We start from the raw sequence: 16,119 nt of genomic DNA on the forward strand, positions 1-16,119 counted from the left end.
ATTTTCCTGCAAATAAGTTAAAATTGCTGCAGTAAGGCGGGGATCATGTTGAAGCGTTACGATGCACAAAAAGAGAATATTATCAGCGCAGGAATCGACATCGGAACGAGTACGACCAAACTCGTCATCAGCAGATTCTCTCTCATGAATATGGCTGGCGGAACCCATATGCCGCGAATCGAAATTATCGATAAGGAAGTGCTCTACCGGAGCCCGATTTACCGGACTCCTCTTCTGACTGCTTCATCTATTGATATTGAAGCTGTAGAGAGGCTTGTCAGAGAGGAGTATATATCTGCGGGAATCGAGCCGGCTGATATTAAAACAGGGGCTGTCATTATAACAGGAGAAACGGCAACAAAACAGAATGCCGAAGAAATGGTCCATACCTTATCTGACCATGCAGGAGATTTTCTTGTTGCAACAGCCGGCCCTGATTTAGAAGGAATCATTGCTGCAAAAGGATCAGGAGCTTATGAATTATCTAAAAGGACTGGAAAAACTGTGGCTAATGTTGATATTGGCGGAGGCACTGCCAATGCCGCAGTTTATCGTTCAGGAAGGCTATGCGGGACATGCACGCTGCATATCGGCGGCAGACTGATTGAATTTGCTGACGGCAATATAAAGAGTATTTCTCCTCCTGTTCAACAAATCCTTCGGCAATGGGGGACTGATTTAAAAAGAGGGGACAGCAGAAATCACCCTATCATCGGAAAACTGACAGACTACATGGCAGAAGTCATTGGCAGAATGCTTAGGAAAGATCTGCATCAACCTGATTTGCCTCTGCTTCTGGGACATGATCCAAATTGGACAGAGGAAATAGATTACATCATGTTTTCCGGCGGAATCAGTGAATGCCTGTACCAATTTGAAAACGCTGACTCCTCTCCTGCTCAATATGACGATATTGGAAAACAGCTGGCACAGTCATTACAAAATTGCCGTGAGCTGGCCTCCTTCAAATGGTTGGAACCGGATGAGACGGTCAGGGCAACAGTTCTCGGAGCAGGTACACAAACGACAGAAATCAGCGGGGCAACCATCCATGCTGAAGGCAATGAATTGCCAATTCGCAATTTGCCAGTCTATCAGATCCGATTTGATCACAATCTGGAAAAAGGTCTCCATCAGATTCAAGAAGCAGTAAAAAAGGCGGTGGAAATTTATGACCCCCAGAAGGAGGGACAAAATTTCGCCCTGTATTTAACGGCACTGCCATATTTGGGCTTTCGTGATATTCAGGAGTTATCTTCAGTCTTGCTGAAATCCTTACAAGCAAAGCCAATACCAGAACAGCCGCTTGTTGTCGTATTAGAAAGCGACCACGCAAAAGTCCTTGGCCAGACGATTAAAGTTCAGGAAACAATGCAAAGTATCGTATGCATCGACCAGATTAAGGTCGAACATGGCGATTACATAGATATCGGCCACCTGCTTCAAACCAATGTAGTACCTGTTGTCATTAAAACATTGACATTCCATCAGTAAGAAAGGAGGGATTATTTATGAAGCTGCAAACCAGTCATTTAGGAAATGTATATCAGTTTAATAATCTGAAAGATTTATTCGCTAAAGCAAATGAAGAAAAGTCAGGGGACCGCCTCGCGGGAATCGCAGCGGAAACCGTTCAGGAAAGAATTGCCGCTAAATTGGTACTAAGTCATTTAACATTAGCAGATATCCGGGAAAATCCGATGCTTTCGCCTGAAGAGGATGAGGTTTCGAGAATTATAGAAAGCGGGATTAATGAACCCGTCTATCAGAGCATAAAAAATTGGTCAGTTGCTGAACTTCGTGAATATATCCTGAGTGATGACACGACTGGTGAAAATCTAAAACGAATCAGCAGGGGATTAAACAGTGAAATGATTGCCGCTGCCGCAAAAATCATGTCCAATCTTGATCTTGTTCACGCGGCAAACAAAATCGAAATACTAACCAAATGCAATATAACGATTGGATATAAAGGGACCCTGGCTTCCCGTCTGCAGCCTAATCATCCAACCGATAATGTGGATGGCATGATTGCCTCTCTCAAAGAAGGTTTATCCTACGGCATAGGTGATGCTGTGATAGGAATTAACCCTGTGGATGATTCGGTTGAGAGTGTAAAAAGGCTGCTCCATGCCACACATGCTTTTATTAAGGACTGGGAAATACCAACACAAAACTGTGTGCTTGCGCATGTAACAGCTCAAATGAAGGCAATCGAACAGGGAGCACCTGCCGATATGATCTTCCAAAGCATAGCCGGAACAGAGGCTGCCAACCGATCATTCGGAATTACTGCCTCACTTCTTGAGGAAGCAAATGATATGGCAAGAACTCTCGGCACCGGCACCGGGCCTCAGCGCTTATATTTTGAAACGGGCCAGGGTTCAGAGCTTTCCGCTGAAGCTCATTTTGGAATGGATCAGATGACACTGGAATCGAGAAATTATGGCTTTGCCCGGCATTATGACCCTTACATCGTAAATACAGTGGTTGGGTTCATTGGGCCTGAGTATTTGTACAACAATAAGCAAGTCATCAGGGCTGGGCTTGAGGACCATTTTATGGGGAAAATGCACGGAATCCCAATGGGGGTTGATATCTGCTACACGAACCATATTAAAGCCGATCAAAATGATATCGAAGACCTAGGCGTGCTGCTGACAGCAGCTGGAGTGAATTTTATTATTGCTGCCCCAATGGGAGATGATTGCATGCTCAATTACCAATCCATGAGCTATCATGACGTTGCCACCCTTAGGCAGACGATGGACAAGCAGCCATCTCCAATATTCAGGGATTGGCTTGAGAAAATGGGAATCTTCGAAAATGGAAAGCTGAGCAAAATCGCAGGCGATCCAACCATTTTTTCACGATAGGAGTTGAAAATAATGAATCCTGAACTGATTGAAAAAGTAACACGTCTTGTAGTGGAAAAACTTCAATCGCAGCAAACCTCTGATGTGAAAGGGCAAGAAAGCAGCGCAGGAGTAAAATTTTGGAACCATACATCGAACCCCAGCAAACAATCATCCAAGATGTCAGTGGAGGCTATTGAGGCTGGCAAACAGGATACAGACGGTCTAATAAAAATAAAAAGCTATAAGAATACAAATGATCTTAAAATGACCTCAACAGATAAAGCGAGTCATGATATGACCGAAAGTTATTCAGAAAAGGCAGGCGTTGATAATCCGGCAGATCCAGTTGAACTTGAGGCACTCAAGAGCAAAACACCTGCAAGAATCGGGGTGGGAAGAGCAGGTTCCAGACCGAAGACAGACACATGGCTGAAATTCCGCTTCGACCATGCAGCAGCAGTCGATGCTGTCTATGGAGATGTAAATGACGATCTTATAAACCGTCTAGGACTCTTTAAAGTCAATACGCTTGTGAATGAAAAAGAAGTGTATATCCGAAGGCCCGATTATGGCAGAAAGCTTTCAGAAGAAGCTAAAAAGCTCATTATTACTAAATGCCAAAAGGCACCAACTGTTCAAATCATTCTGTCTGACGGGCTTAGCTCAAGTGCCATACAAGAAAATGCCGAGGATGTTTATTTATCCCTGCAGCAATCCCTAAAAAGTTTAGGCCTCGATATGGGGACCCCTTTTTATATCGAAAAAGGCAGGGTGGCTGTTATGGATGAAGTAGGGGAACTCCTGAAGCCCAAAGTAGTTGTGTTATTGATAGGCGAACGTCCTGGTTTGGTCAGTGCAGAATCACTGAGTGCCTATCTTTGCTATGAGCCCCGAAAAGGAACGATCGAAGCTGACCGGATGGTAATTTCCAATATACATAAAGGAGGAATTCCTCCCGCAGAGGCTGGCGCCTATCTCGGAACGGTCATCCAAAAAGTAATTAAGTATGAAGCAAGTGGTGTATCGCTCGTTAAAAAGGAAGGGTAGGAGGCGGAAAAATGGGATTAGAACGTATTCACGCTGATATATTGGCTGTTCGGGTGATACCTAATGTGGACCAGGAGCTTGCAAAGCAGTTTCAGCTTCAGCCCCATCACCGAAGCCTGGCAATTTTCACCTCTACAGTCGATGACGTAGGCTATACCGCACTCGATGAAGCTACTAAAAGAGCGGATGTCGAAGTAGTTTATGCCAGGTCCTTTTATGCGGGTGCTGCTCATGCTTCTGGACCATTATCAGGTGAAATGATTGGAATTATGGCAGGGCCTTCCCCTGATGAAGTCAAAAGCGGCATAGAGGCTGTACTTCAGACAGCTGAATCCGATGCATATTTTGAAGCGCTTGATCAGGAAAAAGCGCATGCCATTTATGCACATGTTGTTTCCAGAACAGGGTCCTATCTGTCAAAGGAAGCAGGCATCAAAATCGGAGAGCCTATAGCGTATTTAATAGCTCCGCCATTGGAAGCCGTTTATGGACTCGACGCTGCTCTAAAAGCGGCGGATGTAGAAATGGTTAAATTTTTCGGTCCGCCTTCGGAAACTAACTTTGGCGGAGGGCTGCTGACCGGCTCTCAATCAGCATGCCAGGCAGCAGCTGATGCTTTCCGGGATGCCATTTTGGAAATTTCTCAGAATCCTATAAAGTACTAATTTTTTCAAAATATCCTGAAAGGAGCGTGGGAATCTTGCAATTCGATCATGATCTTCAATCCATGCAGGAAATGCGGAATGCTGTAAAGCGAGCCAAGGAAGCGCAGTTAAAGTATATGGCCTATACGCAGGAGCAGGTTGACGAGATCGTCAAAATTGCCGCTGAAGCTGCTTATGCCAAGTCACTTTACCTTGCCCGGATGGCGGTAGAGGAAACAGGGATGGGCATAGCCGAGCACAAAAAAATTAAAAACGAAGTCGGTTCTAAGGCTGTCTATGAGTCTATCAAAGATGAAAAGACAGTAGGCATCATAAGTGAGGACCGGGCAAATAAAGTAACGGAAATTGCCTATCCTTACGGTATCATTGCAGGCATCATTCCAACTACTAACCCAACTTCAACAGCCTTTTTTAAAGCACTGATTGCTCTAAAAACAAGAAATGCCATTGTCGTGAGCCCTCATCCAAGAGCAGTGAGATGTACAGTTGAAGCTCTAAAAATTGTCAATGAAGCAGCCATTCAGGCTGGTGCACCTGAAGGATTGATTGGATGGATCTCAAAGCCTTCAATGAGTGCAACAAACGAATTAATGAAGCATCGCGACATCAATCTCATTTTGGCAACAGGCGGCGGCGGACTGGTCAGGGCTGCGTATAGCTCAGGCAAGCCTGCCTATGGAGTAGGACCTGGAAATGTTCCTTGCTATATTGAAAAAACCGCTAAGGTGGCCCAGTCGGTCAGAATGATTATTGACAGTAAATCTTTTGATAATGGAACGATTTGCGCTACTGAACAATCGATTGTCGTCGATCGCAACATCAAAGAAATGACCACTAGAGAACTCAGAAATAATGGAGCTTATCTCTTAAATAAGCTTGAAAAAGCGGCTTTGGAAAAAGTCATTTCGCCTTCACCGGGAAAGCTGAATCCGGATATCGTCGGGCAGAGTGCTGTTAAAATCGCAGCCATGGCTAGTATTCAAGTCCCTGAAGATACAAGAGTTTTAATTGCTGAAGAAACTGGAGTAGGCAAAGACATACCATTTTCAATTGAAAAACTATCTCCGGTTTTTGCCCTTTATACAGCAGAAAGCTATCAGGAGGCAAAAGAAATATGCCTGCAGCTCCTCAATTTGGGCGGAAGAGGGCATAGCCTCTCCATTCATACGAATGATGAAGCAGTGGCTAAGGATTTTGCCCTTGAAATGCCTGTTTCGAGGATGATGGTCAACACGCTTTCCTCGATTGGTGCTGTTGGGGCGACAACCGGACTAATGCCTTCTCTGACACTGGGATGCGGTTCATTCGGCGGCAACATTACCTCTGACAATGTGACAGTACGCCACCTGATCAATATTAAAAGAATGGCTTATGGTACGAAAGAAGTCACCATCCCAAAACCGGCTGCATCATCTTCTAAAGCTGAAATAGAGCAAGCCGGAAGCCGGGATGTTGATCATATTGTTAAACAGGTTCTTCAGCAAGTATCGCCAGATGGCGAAGTGGATGCAAAGATGATTGCCGACATGGTCAATCAAGTGATGAAAAAATATCAAACTAACTAATTAGGAGGAAATAAAAATGGCTAGAGAATTAACTGCATTAGGAATGATTGAAACTAAAGGGCTGGTTGCTTCAGTGGAAGCTGCTGACGCCATGGTGAAGGCTGCGAATGTTCATTTAGTCGGAAAGGTGCATGTAGGAGGGGGAATTGTAACGGTCCTTGTGCGCGGCGATGTAGGTGCTGTCAAAGCGGCAACTGATGCGGGAGCTGCAGCAGCACAGCGTGTTGGAGAATTGAAATCGGTTCATGTCATTCCTCGTCCTCATAACGAATTGGAAAGCATTCTTCCAAAAATTGATGTGGAGCTTTAATACAAGATTACTAAGTTAGGAGCTTAAACCATGAACGAGCAAGCCATTCAATCGATTGTAGAGGAAATCGTCTCAAGGATAAAAGATTCCTCAGGAAAAGATCATTCAATTCCAATGGCTGTCTCTGCCCGGCACTGTCATTTAAGTCAAAGTGATTTGGAGATTCTTTTTGGAACAGGCTGTCAGCTTACAAAAAAAGCTGATTTATCTCAGCCTGGCCAATTCGCTGCTAACGAAACTATAACCATCGCAGGACCAAGAGGAAGCCTTGAAAAAGTGCGAATTCTTGGTCCTGCCCGCAATATGACCCAGGTAGAGGTCAGCCGTACTGATTCGATCAAGCTGGGGTTAAAACCTCCGCTTCGCGAATCAGGGAATATAGAAGGATCTTCGCCTGTTACTCTGATAGGACCCAAGGGCAGCATTTATAAAAAAGAAGGTCTGATTATTGCGCAGGCACACATTCATATGGCTCCGGAAGATGCTGAAGCTTTTGGCGTGGAAAATGGGGAATACGTCAAAGTTGAGGCAGAGGGAGAACGTCCAATATCCTTTGGGAATGTGCTAATTAGAGTCTCACCCCGGTATAGACTTGAAATGCATATTGATACTGATGAAGCCAATGCAGGACTGATTACCGGAAAAACAGCTGGCAGGCTAGTAAGGCAAGAGGTAAACTTATGATTGACCGGCATTTAATTGAGCAAATAGTTGAAGAAGTGGTGAAAAAATTATTAGGTGCTAAATCTGCTCCAAATACTAAAGCTAAACATAATATCCTCGCAGTTGGGGATTTAGATAAAGTCGATGCAAATATATTAGAAGTGTTAGAGGAAAACTGGAATGTCCTTCCTTATGACTTTAGTGAAGAAGCTGAGCTGCATACTGTTATGAAGGTTATTTTTCTTGATGCTTCCCAGGACTTGTTTGTGAAAGGGGCACTGGGCATTTGCGATACACCGGAAAGCGAGCTTCTCTCAGCCTGTATTATTGATTATGTCCCTGTTACCTTAATTCCGAAAACAACTCTTTATAAAATCCTGAATGGAGAGAAGAAAACAAACAGGGAGTATTTTTCAAGTTTAATGGAGTATAAGGAAAAGCTGTTTAAGTTCGGGGTTGAAATCAATAGCCTGGAGGATTTTGCAGCGCCAAAGCCTATCAATGCAGTTCAGCCAGACTCAAAGAAGCTGATTACACAAAGAGATGTTCAAGAATGCAAAATGAATGAAATCCTCGCAGATCAACAGACCATTATAACACCTTTAGCACGTGATACAGCACGGGAATTGGGAAAAAGCATCATTGTAATGGATACAAAAGGGGCTGAAAACACATGGAAATGGGAACGGTAATCGGCAATGTATGGGCCACAAGAAAAGAGGATGATTTAACTGGCCTGAAATTTTTGGTTGTCGAGCCTCATGGACTTTCAGCAGAAAAATCATTCGTTGCGGTTGACCGTATTGGGGCAGGAGTCGGTGATCAAGTTCTCGTAACGCGTGGAAGTTCAGCTTCAAACATGTCCGGGAATATAAGATTGCCAATTGATGCATTGGTTATTGGAATTATCGATTCTGTTGACGTTGAAAAGAAAGAGGTGAAATAGGATGGCTAGAGCACTTGGCATGATTGAAACAAGAGGGCTGATTGGGTCCATTGAAGCAGCAGATGCCATGCTGAAAGCTGCCGATGTTACTTTGGTGAAGCAGGAAAAAGTGGACGCCGCCTTAGTAACGGTTTTGGTTCAGGGGGATGTAAGTGCTGTTCAGGCTGCTGTGGATGCAGGTAAGGTAGCAGCTGCAAGAGTGGGTGAACTCGTGTCAGCGCATGTTATACCTCATCCTGATGAAGATATCAAGAAAGCTTTGCTAGATGACAGGAAACCAAAGGAAATGAAACAAGAACCAGCTCCTGAATCACTCCCCGTAAAAAAGGGAGGAAGCAAAAAGAAACAGATATCTGCGGCGGAACTGGATAGCGTAGAAGATAAATAGAGTACTCCACTAGTATGATGAAATGGAGGAATAGCCATGGCTTTTAAAAGAAGAAAGATTGCCGTTATCGGTTCAGGCTTTACGGGTGCGACAGCAGCACTAATGATGGCCCAAAAAGAATTGGGTGACATAATCTTAGTAGATATACCTTCACAGACGAACCCAACAAAAGGCAAGGCCCTTGATATGCTTGAAGCTGGCCCGGTTCAGCGCTTCAATGCCAGCATAACCGGCACTTCAAGCTATGAAGACATTCAAGATGCAGATTTAGTATTGATTACGGCCGGAAAGCCAAGAAAACCCGGAATGAGCCGGGACGATCTTGTCGCTGTCAATGAGAAGATTATGAGAGAAGTATCTCAAAATATAAAAAAATACGCCCCGGAAAGCTATATCATTGTATTAAGCAATCCTGTCGATGCCATGACCTATGTCTGCTATAAAACCACTGGTTTTCCGAAGAATCGGGTAATTGGCCAATCAGGAGTATTGGATACAGCCCGCTTTAATACCTTTGTGGCTCAAGAGCTTGGAGTTTCCATTGAAGATATTTCAGGTTTCGTCCTTGGCGGCCATGGAGATGACATGGTTCCGCTCGTCAGGTATTCTTATGCTGGCGGAATTCCGCTGGAGAAAATTCTGCCTGCTGACCGAATTGAAGCGATTGTGGAAAGAACCAGGAAAGGCGGAGGAGAAATTGTAAATCTGCTTGGCCAGGGAAGTGCCTATTATGCTCCTGCAGCTTCAATGGTTGAGATGGCTGAAGCGATTCTGAAAGATAAAAAACGCATCCTTCCTTCAATTGCCTATTTGGAAGGTGAATATGGATACAGTAACATCTATCTGGGAGTGCCCACAATCCTGGGCGGAAATGGAATAGAAAGTGTCATTGAAATTCCATTGACTGCCGATGAGAAAAAAGCCCTTGATCAATCCGTTAAGTCTGTACAAAATGTAATGAGCATACTTGAAACAGCCAAAGCCTAAGTGTGCATTGGGAAAGCTGACTTGTGAGGAAGTTAATTCTTCTCATGAGTCAGCTTCTTTGTTTTTGTTTAAACTGTTCACTTACCGGGTACATTGTAATTAACAAGCTTAGCAGCTGCTGACAAAATTTCCAGTAAATAATGATTTGAATAATCTGAAAACTTCTGTTACAATAGAAAAAAGGTCAAGGGGTTGATTTTAAATGGAAAAACGTCTACTTAACTCGCCGGAACAGTCTGAGGAAAACGTGTCATTGTTAGCAGAACAAGTCCTAAATCAAGCTCTTAAGGAATACCGAAAAGAAAAGCTTCGCGAAAAAATTGATGAAGCACTAACTAGCCGAAACAAAGAAGAATTCATCCGCCTAACAGATGAATTAAAAAAGATTTCTTAGAAAACCCACAATTAAAAATGTAAAAAAGGCAGCCTGTTCGAAAGAATGGGGCTGCCTTTTGTTGTTTGAAGAATCTTATGGTCTACTTGAAGCCCAAAATCCAGAGCAGTCGAAGGAAATCGTCGTCATAAGGTCTTCATAAAGGCTTCATGAAGCCCAAAATCCAGAGCAGTCGAAGGAAACCGTCGTAATAAGGTCTTCATGAAGCCCAAAATCCCAAGCAGCTGAAGAAAAACGTCGTCATAAAGTCTTCATGAAGCCCAAAATCCAGAGCAGCTGTAGAAAATCGTCGTCATAAAGGCTTCATGGAGCCCAAAATCCAGAGCAGCTGAAGAAAACCGTCGTCATAAAGGCTTCATGAAGCCCAAAATCCCGAGCAGTCAAGGAAAACCGTCGTCATAAAGTCTTCATGAAGCCCAAAATCCAAAGCAGCCAAAGAAAAATGTCGTCATACAGGCTTCATGAAGCCCAAAACCCCGAGCAGCTGAAGAAAATCGTCGCCATAAAGGCTTCATGAAGCCCAAAACCCCGAGCAGCTGAAGAAACCAGTCGTCATAGAAGCTTCATGAAGCCTAAAACTCCGAGCGGCCAAAGAAAACCGTCGTCATAAAGGCTTCATGGAGCCCAAAATCCCGAGCAAACAAAGAAAATCGACGTCATAAGCCTTCATGAAGCCCATAATCCACAGCAGCCAAAGAAAACCGCCTTCATTGCCGCTTCATACATTTCCTAATCCCAAATCAACATCTTCCCGCTATCCCCTACCAGCTGTTTCACCAACCTGTTCCAAATCGTTCCAAAATGAAACACTAGAACACTCCCCTAACAAACAAACCTTTGTACAAAAGGCATTCAAAATTGGCACGGAAATTGCAACATATCCCATTAGCAAGATATTAATCAGAAACGATAAGGGGAGGAAGTTATGTTTGAAGAAAAATTGGACTTAAGATTGCCGGGGCCAGTTCAGGTTCCGAAAGAAATACAGCGTGCTATGCTAAGAAGTTTTGATCATCCCATGATGGATTACCGGAATCCAGCCTTCCAGGATGTACTTCAGGAAACCACTGAAAAGTCCAAAATGATATTCCAGACTGATAACCTGGTGATCCCGCTTACCTCAAGCGGAGCTTCCGCTCTTGAAACAGCTATTATCAATACGGTTAGTCCCAATGATACAATCATCCTTTGTGTAGTCGGCTACTTTGGGGAATACCTTCAGGGAATTACGGACCATCTCGGCTGCAAAACCGTTCGGGTCGATGCGGAATGGGGAACGATTGTAGATCCTGATGATGTGAGAAATGCATTAAAGGAAAATCCTGAGGCAAAGGCTGTCTTTGCGACACACTGTGAAACATCCACATCTGCAATCAATAATATTAAAGAGATAGCGGCCGTTGTAAAAGAAACGGATGCCATTTTCCTCGTGGATGCAGTTAGCTCAATAGTCGGAACACCTTTATATATGGACGAGTGGGGCATCGATATTGTGGCAACTGGAGGACAGAAAGCGTTAATGCTGCCGCCTGGGCTTGCATTAATAACATTGAGTGAAAAGGCCTGGAACATTGTGAATAAACATCAGTGCCCATCCTTTTACTTTGACCTTAAACTTTATAAAAAAGGCTTGGAATCAGGAACAGGAACGCCTTACACGCCAAATATATCACTTGTGTGCGGGCTGCTCGAGGCCTGCAATATGATAGAAAAAAGCGGAGGAATAAAAGCTGAATACAAAAGGCATACTGCTCTTCGGGATATGACAAGGGCAGGGGTGCGGGCATTAGGTCTTGAATTGCTGGTGGATGATTCGGCTGCCAGTCCAACCCTGACAGCCGTAAAATTAAATAATGCCGATGAATTCAGAAAGATGATGCGGGAAGAATTCCATATCGCATTGGGGGGCGGTCTTGGAAAGGTGAAGAATCAAATTTTGCGTCTCGGCCATATGGGGTATACGGATGCGGCAGATATGCTGAAGATGTTTGCTGCAATGGAGCTTGCTTTAAAGAAGAGCGGACACGAAGTGGAGTTAGGTGCAGGAGTTTCCGCCGCACAGCGGCATTGGCTCGAAAATCCATACTGCTAAATTGCTGGTCCTAAGGAGACGTGATCCCGGTGAATTTATTTGAAAAACGACTCGCCGAACTGGCAAATCTGCATTCAGTTATTCCAGGGGATCAGATCAATGTGACACCAGATTTCCTATTCGTCAGCGGCCAAAATTCACTTAATGTGATCAAAGCTTTTAACAGACAAGGTTACAAAAACGCTAAAAATCCAGCCAAGATTCTATTTTCACTTAGAGATGAAGAAGATGAAGTCATCCGTATGTTCTGTAAAGGAAAAGGAATAAGACTAATAGATTGCGATTTGTCCCAACATTTCTGTACAGAAGATATTTCGCTGAAAGGCATGGTCATCGCAGGAATAGATGGGGATATTAAGTGTCTGGGAGGAAGGGGAGCCATCCCCATCGTCATCTCGCCTGATTCAATGGCGGCTTGCCTGGCAGCTGGATCGTTTAATATGTTCATACCTGATACAGCTTATATTGAAGTCAACGGAGCTTTAAACGGAAAAGTAAGCGGTAAAATGCTCTGCAGCCATCTGCTTGACATTTTTGATGACAGTTTAATAGGAAATGCAGTGATTTTAGGAGGCACTGTTTTTGAACAGCTGAATGATGAGGACCTTAAGGATCTATCCTATTTTTTTCAGCTTTCCGGCACAGCAGTGGGGATGTTTTCACCTGGGGGCCCCTTTGGTCAGGTTGAAAGTGTAATTAAAGTAAAAGCTGGTACTTTCCTAATTTAATAAATAGACTGATTATTACGAAAACTTACCGAAATTTTCCTTGGCATCTGATAATATTAACTTAATATAATAATAAAACTTGTCCAAGAGAAAAAGGAAAATGAGGTGACGTGATGTCCGAAATAGCCATTCTAACCCCAATTGACGAGCTGATACAGGTATCAAAGGAAGCTGCGGAAAAAACAGGAGAAGATGTCGCTATACGAAAAGTGACCTTCCGAAATGCTATTGCAGCTGCTAAAGAATTTGAAAAAGCCGGAACAGAAGTAATCATCAGCAGAGGAACCATGGGATTAAAGCTCATTGAGTCCGACCTGAGCATACCCGTCGTACAGATTCCCATAACCGGATATGACCTGCTCCGAACCATCAAAGAAGCACAAAAACTCGGACAGAAGGTTGGGATAGCTGACACCCGGGATGTTTTGCAGGGAATCGAAACAATTGAATCTGTTCTGGGCCTTTCGATTGAAAAGCATACCGTAATAGTACCTGAGGAAGCTGAAGCAGCCGTTGAAGCTCTCAGCAAAAAAGAGATTGATGTCCTGATTGGCAAAAGTATTTTTACGAACAGAGTTAAAAATGATTCGATACAAACTGTGATATTAACGTCTGGAGTGGAATCGGTCATCCAGGCCATTCATGAAGCAAGAAGCCTGATTGATGTGAGGCGGACAGAACTGAAGCGAACGAAGGAGCTCCAGGCAATTCTGGATTTTATTGCTGATGGTGTAATTGCTGTGGATGAAAAAGGGATTATTACAGTATGCAATCCTTCCGTTTACAGCATCTTAAACCTGCCCTATGATTCGGTTATCGGTAAGTCGATTGATGATATTCTCGTTAATTCACAAATGCAAAAAGTTCTTTCGACTGGTAAGGAAGAGCTGAACCGCATCCAGGATGCCAATGGTGTAAAAGTGGTTGCAAATCGAATACCCATCAGGCACGAGCAAAAGGTCTTTGGTGCTGTCTGTACGTTTCAGGAGGTTCATAGACTTCAGCAGCAGGAGCAGGAAATCCGCAAAAAGCTCCTTCACCGCGGACATGTTACGAAATACAGTTTAAATAATATTGTCGGGGAAAGTGAGATGTATCAAAAAGCGATCCAAAAGGTGAAGAAATATTCACAGGTGGATTCTACTATTCTGCTGACGGGGGAAACAGGTGTGGGAAAGGAAGTGTTCGCGCATTTGATCCATAGCTTCAGCAAGCGGTCGGAAGGGCCATTCGTTGCTGTGAATTGTGCGGCTATTCCTGAAAACCTGCTGGAAAGCGAGTTGTTCGGCTATGTCGAAGGAGCCTTTACGGGAGCGAAAAAGGGAGGGAAAACAGGCTTATTTGAATTGGCTCATCAGGGAACCATTTTCCTTGATGAAATTGGCGAACTCGCTGAATCCCTCCAGGCCCAGCTCCTTAGAGTTTTGCAGGAAGGCGAAGTGATGCGGCTTGGGGATGAAAGAGTGATCCCCATTAATATTCGGGTCATCGCTGCTTCAAACCGTGATTTTGAGAAGATGGTCGAAGATGGGAGCTTCCGGGCTGATTTGTATTATCGCCTCAATATTCTTGACATCCCAATTCCGTCCTTGCGTGAGAGGATACCTGATATTCCATTGTTATGTAATTTTTTTATAAAAGAATTGGAACCGGGCATTCGGAGAAATATTGAAGGTTTCACTGCTGAAGCTATGAAAATTATGCAAAGCTATCATTGGCCGGGTAATATACGCCAGCTCAGGAACATTGTTGAAAGAGCAATGATCCTTTCCCCTGAAAATATGATTGATTCAGAAACTGTTATAGCAGCAGGCGGGAAAGACTTTACCAAATTACATGAGCTAAAACAATACTGCAATAATGAAGAACTTGATGAAGAAACGAAGCTTCAAAACTATGAGAAAGAGTATATTCTGAACGTGCTGAAGCAGGTAAACGGCAATAAAACAGAAGCAGCAAAGATTCTGGGGATCGGCAGAACGACCCTCTGGCGAAAAATAAATAGTTTGTAAGGAGGAGAAATAATGAACGAAACCATGACACCGCCTCCACTGGATGAAAATGTCATATCCCGATTAAGAGATATCTTCGGAGAGGACCGGCTATTAACCAATTGCACTGATATGATGACCTACTCCTATGATGCATCCTTTGAAACACAGCTCCGTCCGAAACTGCCTCAAGTGGCTGTTATTGCACTGTCAACTGAAGAGGTCAGTGAATGTGTCAGGCTGGCCAACGAATTTAATATCCCTTTATACCCGAGAGGGGCAGCCACCGGACAAACAGGCGGAGCCGTGCCGGTTAAGGGCGGCATTATGCTGGATTTATCAAAAATGAACCGAATACTGGAAATTGATCACAGGAATATGCAGGTGATGATTGAGCCGGGAGTCATCCAAAATGATTTAAATGAGGCTTTACATCCCTATGGATTAAGGTTCCCTCCTGACCCGGGAAGCGCCAATATGTGCACAGTGGGAGGCATGGTTTCCAACAATTCAAGCGGACTGAGGGCAGTCAAATATGGTGTTACCCGTCATTATGTCCTGGGAATGGAAGTCGTACTGCCCACTGGTGACATCATTGTGACTGGCGGCGTAAAATCGAAGGCTCTTAAATCGGTCTCCGGGTACGACCTTGCCCACTTAATGATCGGTTCGGAAGGCACTCTTGGAATCGTGACCCGCCTTCGCCTGAAATTATTGCCGCTCCCCGTCACAAGAGGAATTGTCCTATGCTCATTTGAAAGATTGGAAGATGCGGGAGAGGCGGTTAACGCTGTTTTTTCTTCAGGCCTGCAGCCATCTGCCATTGAAATCATGGACTTCAATTGTACGAAGGCTGTCAACATGATGAAGCCTGAGCTGAATCTTCCCCTGAATAATGAAGCTATACTTGTTTTTGAAGTGGATGGTGCCAAGGAGGAGGTAACCTCCCAGGTGAACCGGCTCAGGAAGGTGGTTGAAAAATTTACTAATTATATAAAGTTCAGCGATGAGCCGGAAGAGTGTGAAAAGCTCTGGCAGGCAAGAAAGCTTGTTGGTGCTGCTGTTGGACTATTGAAGCCGGGCGGTTTCCGGGTGTATGGCGGCGAGGATATTTGTGTGCCAATTTCAAGACTCCCTGAAACGCTTCGGAAGATTCATAATATCGCAGAACGATATGGAATTATCTGCGGAATTTACGGCCATGTTGGCGATGGAAATATGCATACCGGACCGGTAGTGAACATGAACAATGAAATTGAAATGGAAAATGTGCAGAAAATGATCGACGATATTCACGAACTGGCCATCAAAATGGAAGGAACGACGACCGCTGAACATGGGGTGGGAATTGTCCGTGCCAAATATATGGATGTTGAGCATGGTCCTGCTATGGAAGTAATGCGGGCTATTAAAAGGACTCTTGATCCAAAAAATATTCTGAATCCAGGCAAGATGGCACTGCCTAACTAGGATGGAGGTGAACGG

The 16,119-nt window shown here is 44.1% G+C and carries 16 protein-coding genes; all 16 read left to right on the forward strand.

Features of this window, described 5'->3' with window-relative positions:
- Positions 1 to 45 precede the first annotated feature (45 nt).
- Positions 46 to 1,494: an ethanolamine ammonia-lyase reactivating factor EutA gene (locus tag QUF73_03970; GenBank protein ID MDM5225357.1), complete on the forward strand. Its 1,449-nt coding sequence runs from the start codon at positions 46 to 48 to the stop codon at positions 1,492 to 1,494.
- A gap of 17 nt (positions 1,495 to 1,511) precedes the next feature.
- The gene (locus QUF73_03975) at positions 1,512 to 2,876 is read left to right on the forward strand and encodes an ethanolamine ammonia-lyase subunit EutB (GenBank protein ID MDM5225358.1); all 1,365 of its coding nucleotides are present in this window, start codon (positions 1,512 to 1,514) and stop codon (positions 2,874 to 2,876) included.
- Between the two features lie 12 nt (positions 2,877 to 2,888).
- The gene (gene eutC, locus QUF73_03980; GenBank protein ID MDM5225359.1) at positions 2,889 to 3,905 is read left to right on the forward strand and encodes an ethanolamine ammonia-lyase subunit EutC; all 1,017 of its coding nucleotides are present in this window, start codon (positions 2,889 to 2,891) and stop codon (positions 3,903 to 3,905) included.
- Positions 3,906 to 3,916: 11 nt separating this feature from the next.
- The gene (gene eutL / locus QUF73_03985) at positions 3,917 to 4,570 is read left to right on the forward strand and encodes an ethanolamine utilization microcompartment protein EutL (GenBank protein MDM5225360.1); all 654 of its coding nucleotides are present in this window, start codon (positions 3,917 to 3,919) and stop codon (positions 4,568 to 4,570) included.
- Between the two features lie 35 nt (positions 4,571 to 4,605).
- Entirely contained in the window at positions 4,606 to 6,135 is a 1,530-nt protein-coding gene (locus tag QUF73_03990) for an aldehyde dehydrogenase family protein (protein MDM5225361.1), read from the forward strand.
- 16 nt (positions 6,136 to 6,151) lie between these two features.
- Positions 6,152 to 6,445, forward strand: a complete 294-nt coding sequence (locus QUF73_03995) for a BMC domain-containing protein (protein ID MDM5225362.1) — start codon at positions 6,152 to 6,154, stop codon at positions 6,443 to 6,445.
- 30 nt (positions 6,446 to 6,475) lie between these two features.
- On the forward strand, positions 6,476 to 7,129 hold the full coding sequence (locus QUF73_04000; protein MDM5225363.1) for a phosphate propanoyltransferase: 654 nt from the start codon (positions 6,476 to 6,478) through the stop codon (positions 7,127 to 7,129).
- Entirely contained in the window at positions 7,126 to 7,800 is a 675-nt protein-coding gene (locus QUF73_04005) for a hypothetical protein (GenBank protein ID MDM5225364.1), read from the forward strand. The genes QUF73_04000 and QUF73_04005 overlap by 4 nt, the downstream gene beginning before the upstream one ends.
- Positions 7,782 to 8,054, forward strand: coding sequence for a EutN/CcmL family microcompartment protein (locus QUF73_04010; protein ID MDM5225365.1), 273 nt, complete (start codon positions 7,782 to 7,784; stop codon positions 8,052 to 8,054). The genes QUF73_04005 and QUF73_04010 overlap by 19 nt, the downstream gene beginning before the upstream one ends.
- Position 8,055: 1 nt before the next feature.
- Positions 8,056 to 8,442 carry a BMC domain-containing protein gene (locus QUF73_04015; GenBank protein MDM5225366.1) on the forward strand — a complete coding sequence of 129 codons (387 nt, stop codon included), beginning with the start codon at positions 8,056 to 8,058 and terminating at the stop codon, positions 8,440 to 8,442.
- A 36-nt stretch (positions 8,443 to 8,478) separates the two neighbouring features.
- Complete coding sequence (mdh, locus tag QUF73_04020; GenBank protein ID MDM5225367.1) at positions 8,479 to 9,429, forward strand: malate dehydrogenase; 951 nt, start codon at positions 8,479 to 8,481, stop codon at positions 9,427 to 9,429.
- A gap of 202 nt (positions 9,430 to 9,631) precedes the next feature.
- Complete coding sequence (locus QUF73_04025) at positions 9,632 to 9,823, forward strand: IDEAL domain-containing protein (GenBank protein MDM5225368.1); 192 nt, start codon at positions 9,632 to 9,634, stop codon at positions 9,821 to 9,823.
- Positions 9,824 to 10,748: 925 nt separating this feature from the next.
- The gene (locus tag QUF73_04030) at positions 10,749 to 11,915 is read left to right on the forward strand and encodes an alanine--glyoxylate aminotransferase family protein (GenBank protein MDM5225369.1); all 1,167 of its coding nucleotides are present in this window, start codon (positions 10,749 to 10,751) and stop codon (positions 11,913 to 11,915) included.
- Between the two features lie 29 nt (positions 11,916 to 11,944).
- Entirely contained in the window at positions 11,945 to 12,643 is a 699-nt protein-coding gene (locus QUF73_04035; protein MDM5225370.1) for a hypothetical protein, read from the forward strand.
- A 113-nt stretch (positions 12,644 to 12,756) separates the two neighbouring features.
- A complete protein-coding gene (locus QUF73_04040) occupies positions 12,757 to 14,655 on the forward strand; it encodes a sigma 54-interacting transcriptional regulator (protein ID MDM5225371.1) in 1,899 nt (632 codons plus the stop codon).
- Between the two features lie 12 nt (positions 14,656 to 14,667).
- Complete coding sequence (locus tag QUF73_04045; GenBank protein MDM5225372.1) at positions 14,668 to 16,104, forward strand: FAD-binding oxidoreductase; 1,437 nt, start codon at positions 14,668 to 14,670, stop codon at positions 16,102 to 16,104.
- The last annotated feature ends 15 nt before the right edge of the window (positions 16,105 to 16,119 follow it).

The organism is Cytobacillus sp. NJ13, assembly GCA_030348385.1.
GTDB lineage: Bacteria > Bacillota > Bacilli > Bacillales > Cytobacillaceae > Cytobacillus.